This is a genomic window from Kitasatospora sp. NPDC059973 (assembly GCF_042737525.1).
Classification (GTDB): Bacteria; Actinomycetota; Actinomycetes; order Streptomycetales; family Streptomycetaceae; genus Kitasatospora.
The window spans coordinates 1-4853 of sequence record NZ_JBHWUI010000304.1; the positions used below are offsets into that span (position 1 = coordinate 1).

Genomic DNA, 4853 nt, shown 5'->3' on the forward strand with positions numbered 1-4853 from the left:
CGCCTGGGTGGCGGCGGCCGGGGCCACCGCGCGGTTGCCCGCGGCGGGCGCGGTCGCCGGGGCCTGGGTCGGCGCCGGGGCGGCCGTGGTGGCGGAGGCGGACGGGCTCGCCGACGCGCTCGGGTGGATCAGGTTGGTGATCCCGCCGACGATGTCGTCGATCAGCCCGGCCTGGACGACGCCGCCGCCGGACCCGCCGGTGGTCGCCGACCGGACCGGGGCCGAGGCCGGCGAGGACGAGGGGGCCGGGGTGCCTGGCACCGTGGTGGGCGTGCTCGTCGGAGCACCGGTCGGCGCGCTGGTCGGCGTACCGGTCGGCGTGCCCGCCGGGGTGGTCGCCGGGCTCTCCGGGAGCGGCACCGACGGACCGGGCAGCGGCGGGGGCAGCTCGCTCTTGGGCACCGGGGTCTCCGCCACCACCGGCGGCGCGGTGTCCGGCGCGGTGGCGCAGGGCTTGCCCGCCGAGGTCTCGGCGATCGCGGCGTTCGGCGTGTAGGCGGCGGCCATCAGCAGCGCGGTCGGCACCGCGGCCATCGCCAGCGCGCGGCCCCTGAGCCGGACCCGGACGGGCGTGCGGGGCGCCGCGTGCCGCCCGGAGCGCTGCTCCGCCCGCGGCTCCTGGGACCCGCTCACCGTGCCTCCTTCTGGTCACCGGTGTGCTGCGACGGGGCGCCGGCCCCGGCGGTACCGCCGTCGGCCGGGGCGGCCTGCGCGGGGACGGCCGGCAGCGGCGCGGTGGCGGGCTCCTCGGCGGCGAACTCCGCGGTGCCGGGCTCCTCGGACGCCGTCGACGGCAGGGTCCTGGCGCCGCCGGCGCCGGCGGCGACCGCCTCGGTCGTCGGCGCGGCCGGGTTCGGCGCCCAGGAGAGCATCAGCCCGCCGCCGATCAGACCGGGCAGCAGCGCCATGCCGAAACCGGAGAGATTGGAGACCGGGATCGAGATCAGGGTCAGCAGCGTGGTGGCGATGCCGGCGAAGAACCGGACGGCCGGCTGGAACCAGGCGGTCAGGCCCAGCACGATCAGCAGGACCCCGATGATCAATGACCCGGCACCGGCCGTGGTCGCCATGGTGACGGTCATGCCGTTCAACGCCAGCTTGGCGTACGGGAAGTACATGATCGGGACGCCGGCGATCATGGCCAGCAAGCCGCCGTAGAACGGCCGGGACCGGCGGAAGTTACGGAACACCCGACGCACCCACTGGGCGGGGTTCTCGTGCTCGGCGGGCCGGAACTCGGCAAGGGCGCTGGACACGATGCAGCTCCTCGATGGTGTGAACGAGGCGAAAAACGGGAGGGGGAGGGCCCGGGACGGCGCACGCACCGCCCCCGACCCCCCGGGTACCGCGGTCGGCGGCGGGCCGGGGCCCGCCGCCGGTCAACGGCCTAGTAGCACTCGTGCCCGCCGTCGGTGTGCAGGTTGAGCTTCAGGCCCTGGAGCTTGAAGGTGCCGGCCGAGGTGGCCCAGGCGGTCTGCTGCACGTTGGACAGGTCGGCCTTGTCGGCGGCCTGGGCGAAGCCCGTGGCGCCGGAGGGCAGGCCGGTACCGAGCTTGGACTTCCAGCCCTGGGTGGCGGTGCCCTTCAGGGTGGACGCGTCCTGGCCGATGTTGATGTTGGTGAACTCGGCGTCCGCGTTCAGCTGCTCCAGGTCGATCAGCAGGTTCTTGGCAGTGACCTGCTTCGCCGGGTCGTCACTCTGGCCGGCCTCCAGGCGCAGGGTGATCTTCGGCAGCTTCCACGGCAGGCCGGGGATGACGTTGGGGTCGGTCACCACGGACTGGCAGAGGCTCTTGATGGTGGCCGAGTCGAACGCCGAGATGGCGACCGGGTGCGGCGTGCCGTTGGTCTCCGCGTCGATCGAGCCGAACTGCGCGAAGTTGGTGCCGTGCAGCTCGGCCGTGGTGACCTTGAAGCTCTGGCCGGAGACGCTGAACGAAGCCGCAAGCGCGTTGTTCGCCAGTGCGACGCCCACCGCGGCGGTGGCCGCGAGGCTGGGCACCATCACCAGGGCGAAGCGCTTCCAGCGGGTCTTGCCGTAGGTCTGGGACATGCGAGTCCTCCTTCTAGGACGTACATCTCCGGCTCCCCGGCGGTGCGTCGCGCACCGGTGGGGGCCTGGGATGGGAGAGAGCTACGTCCTCGGTAGCGGAGAGCGCCGTTGGCGTCGTCGGACGCGGGAGCGGCCGGCACACAGCGGCACTCCCGTCCCTTCACCGACCGCCCTTGCGGGGCGGCGGGCAGGACCGACGACATCGGCGATCACCCCCGAGCGACAACCAGCGACCGCGCGGGCCGCGCGGCCGGTTCGAAGGACAGGAACCGCCGTGGGACCGCGGATACCCCCCTGCCCTCCCACCGCCGGCCTCGGCCGGCGGCTCACCCGGTGGGGATCCCTGGCTCCGCCCACCGACCGGCTGTCGGGGGGCTGAACGCTGGGACCGGGCGTCGCCGATGCTGCTTGAATCCCGGGCGAAGCACAAGGGGTTCATTACTGACGGGTAATCCAACATCGGACGGCGGCGATCATGGAAATGGCCGCCCGCACACCCAGAGTGATGAATTGAAGGAACGGTGAGGACGAAATCCGCCGGAAACACCAGCGAAACACCCGTGGGCGGTCACCTGAAGTGACCGCCCACGGGTGTTGTCAAGATTTGGTAAACCTCTGGACCGATGACCGGATTGTCGCCAAATCGTCAGCGACACCGCAGGTCATCCGCCGTGCCAGAACCGGCCGTTGGACCGTCCTCAGAACAGCACGCGGGCCAGCGCGCCGCGCGCCGCCGTCACTCTCGGGTCGTCGGTGCCGATCACCTCGAAGAGCTCCAGCAGCCGGAGCCGGACGGTGTCCCGGTCCTCGCCGAAGGTCCGCCCGACGGTGGCCACCAGGCGCCCGAAGGCGTCCTCGACGTGACCGCCCACCAGGTCCAGGTCGGCCGCGTCCAGCTGGGCCGCGACGTCCTTCGGGTCGGCCGCGGCCGCCGCGCGGACGCCCGCCAGGTCCAGACCCTCCACCCGGCGCAGCAGCTCCGCCTGGGCCAGGCCGAGCCGGGCCTCGGTGTTGCCCGGCTCGTCGGCCAGCACGTTCCGGTACGCCTGGACGGCGCCGCCGAGGTCCCCCCGGTCCAGCGCCTCGTGCGCGGCCGCCAGGGCCGGGTCCTCCGGCAGGTACGTCTCGGCCTCGCCCGACGCCTCGGCGGGTGCCCCGGCTCCGCCGACCACGCCGAAGCGCTGCTCGGCCACCAGGATCAGCTGGTCCAGCACCTTGCGGACGTTGGCCTCGCTCTCGGCGCCCTGGAACAGCGGCACCAGCTGGCCGGCCACCACGGCCATCACGGCCGGGACGCCCTGGATGCCGAACTGCTGGGTGAGCAGCTGGTTGGCCTCGACGTCGATCTTGGCGAGCACGATCCGGCCGGCGTACTCCTCGGCCAGCCGCTCCAGCATCGGGCTGAGCTGCTTGCACGGACCGCACCACTCGGCCCAGAAGTCGATGACCACCGGCACTTCGGTGGAGCGCTGGACGACCTCGGTCTCGAAGGTGTCCTCGGTGACATCGATGACGAGCGGGTACGCGGGCTGGGCCGGGGCGACCCCGGCCGCCTCGGCGGCCGCCGCCTGGCGGGCCCGCTCGGCCCTGGCCTGCTCGGCCTTCTGGGCGGCCTCGCCGGCTGCCTTCACTGCGGCGAGGTCGACCGCACCGCGCAGAGCGGAGCTGTTGAGACGCGAATTCCGTGGCTGCATGGCACTATCCTCCCCCGTCCGCGCCGCTGACGGGCACCAACCTCCGGAAAGTCGCACCGCGCGGGCTGCGCGGCGGCGATTCCCCAGGTGGACTGCCCGTCCCCCGGTAACCTGAACCGTTCGGCGCGGATCCCCATCCGCGCCCGCGCCGTCCCCGTCCCACGGGGTCACGGCGCCTGGTCGTCACTGCTTTCGCTACGAGTCGTAGCGTAACTGGACCGAGGCCCCCCGCCGCAACCCCATCCCGGCGTCCCGGGACGTGAGCTGCCCCACTTTCCCGCCCGCATCCGCTGACCCCGACGGGGAACAGTCGCTACCGTTACCTGCCCCACCCATGTTACTTACCAGTACATCGCAAGGAGGCCCGGTGCCGGCCCCCCAGCCCCCCGCGACCCCGGCGTGCCCGGCGGGCCGTGAAGACCCCCCACAGGCCCCGGACGGCGCCGAGAGCACCACCACCCGGGCCAAGGGCCGCCCGCGCAGCGCGGCCGCCGACACCGCCATCCTCGACGCCACCCGCGAGGCCCTGGCCGAACTCGGCTGGGGCGGGCTGACCATGGGCCACGTGGCCACCCGCGCCAAGGTCGCCAAGACCACCCTGTACCGCCGCTGGCCCTCCAAGAACGAGCTGGTGGTGGACGCCGTCGCGAGCCTCTTCGACGAACTGGTGATGCACGACCTCGGCAGCCTGCGGGCCGACATCGAGGCCGTGGTGGCCCAGTTCGCCGGTCTGCTGGTCCGCCCGGAGACGCAGGCCGCGCTGCTCGCGCTGTTCGCCGAGGGCACCCGGGACCGGCAGCTGCGGCGGCGGATCCGGGAGGCGATCGTGGACCCGCAGAAGCGCCTGGTCCGCCAGGGCCGGGCCGCCGCCCAGGCGCGCGGCGAACTCGCCCCGGACGGCGACCCGGCGGCGGCCGCCGAGGAGATCGACATCATCTTCGACATCATCGCCGGGACGGTCGAGCACCGGGTGCTGGTCAGCGGCGAGCCGATCACCGCCGAGTGGATCCGCCGCTTCACCGAGTTGCTGCTCGGACCGTTCCCGCGGCTCCTCGCCGGCTGAGCGGACGCCGAGAACCGCCCCGCGCGACTGCGCGGGGCGGTTC

Annotated in this window: 4 protein-coding genes and 1 pseudogene; 1 reads left to right on the forward strand and 4 read right to left on the reverse strand. The window is 73.5% G+C overall.

The genetic code is table 11. From position 1 onward, the window contains the following. The 4 genes and pseudogenes from ACFWA9_RS38190 to ACFWA9_RS38205 all read right to left on the reverse strand — a co-directional run. A pseudogene (locus ACFWA9_RS38190) lies at nt 1-633 on the reverse strand (hypothetical protein); the annotation flags it as partial. Next, entirely contained in the window at nt 630-1256 is a 627-nt protein-coding gene (locus tag ACFWA9_RS38195) for a DUF6114 domain-containing protein (RefSeq protein WP_380393996.1), read from the reverse strand. The pseudogene ACFWA9_RS38190 and the gene ACFWA9_RS38195, both read right to left, overlap by 4 nt. 131 nt (nt 1257-1387) lie before the next feature. Continuing rightward, on the reverse strand, nt 1388-2053 hold the full coding sequence (locus tag ACFWA9_RS38200) for a DUF6230 family protein (RefSeq protein ID WP_359803105.1): 666 nt from the start codon (nt 2051-2053) through the stop codon (nt 1388-1390). A 698-nt stretch (nt 2054-2751) separates the two neighbouring features. Next, nucleotides 2752-3747, reverse strand: a complete 996-nt coding sequence (locus ACFWA9_RS38205) for a tetratricopeptide repeat protein (protein ID WP_329489650.1) — start codon at nt 3745-3747, stop codon at nt 2752-2754. A gap of 367 nt (nt 3748-4114) precedes the next feature. Here ACFWA9_RS38205 and ACFWA9_RS38210 point away from each other — a divergent pair, with 367 nt between their 5' ends. Then, entirely contained in the window at nt 4115-4810 is a 696-nt protein-coding gene (locus ACFWA9_RS38210; RefSeq protein ID WP_380394001.1) for a TetR/AcrR family transcriptional regulator, read from the forward strand. The last annotated feature ends 43 nt before the right edge of the window (nt 4811-4853 follow it).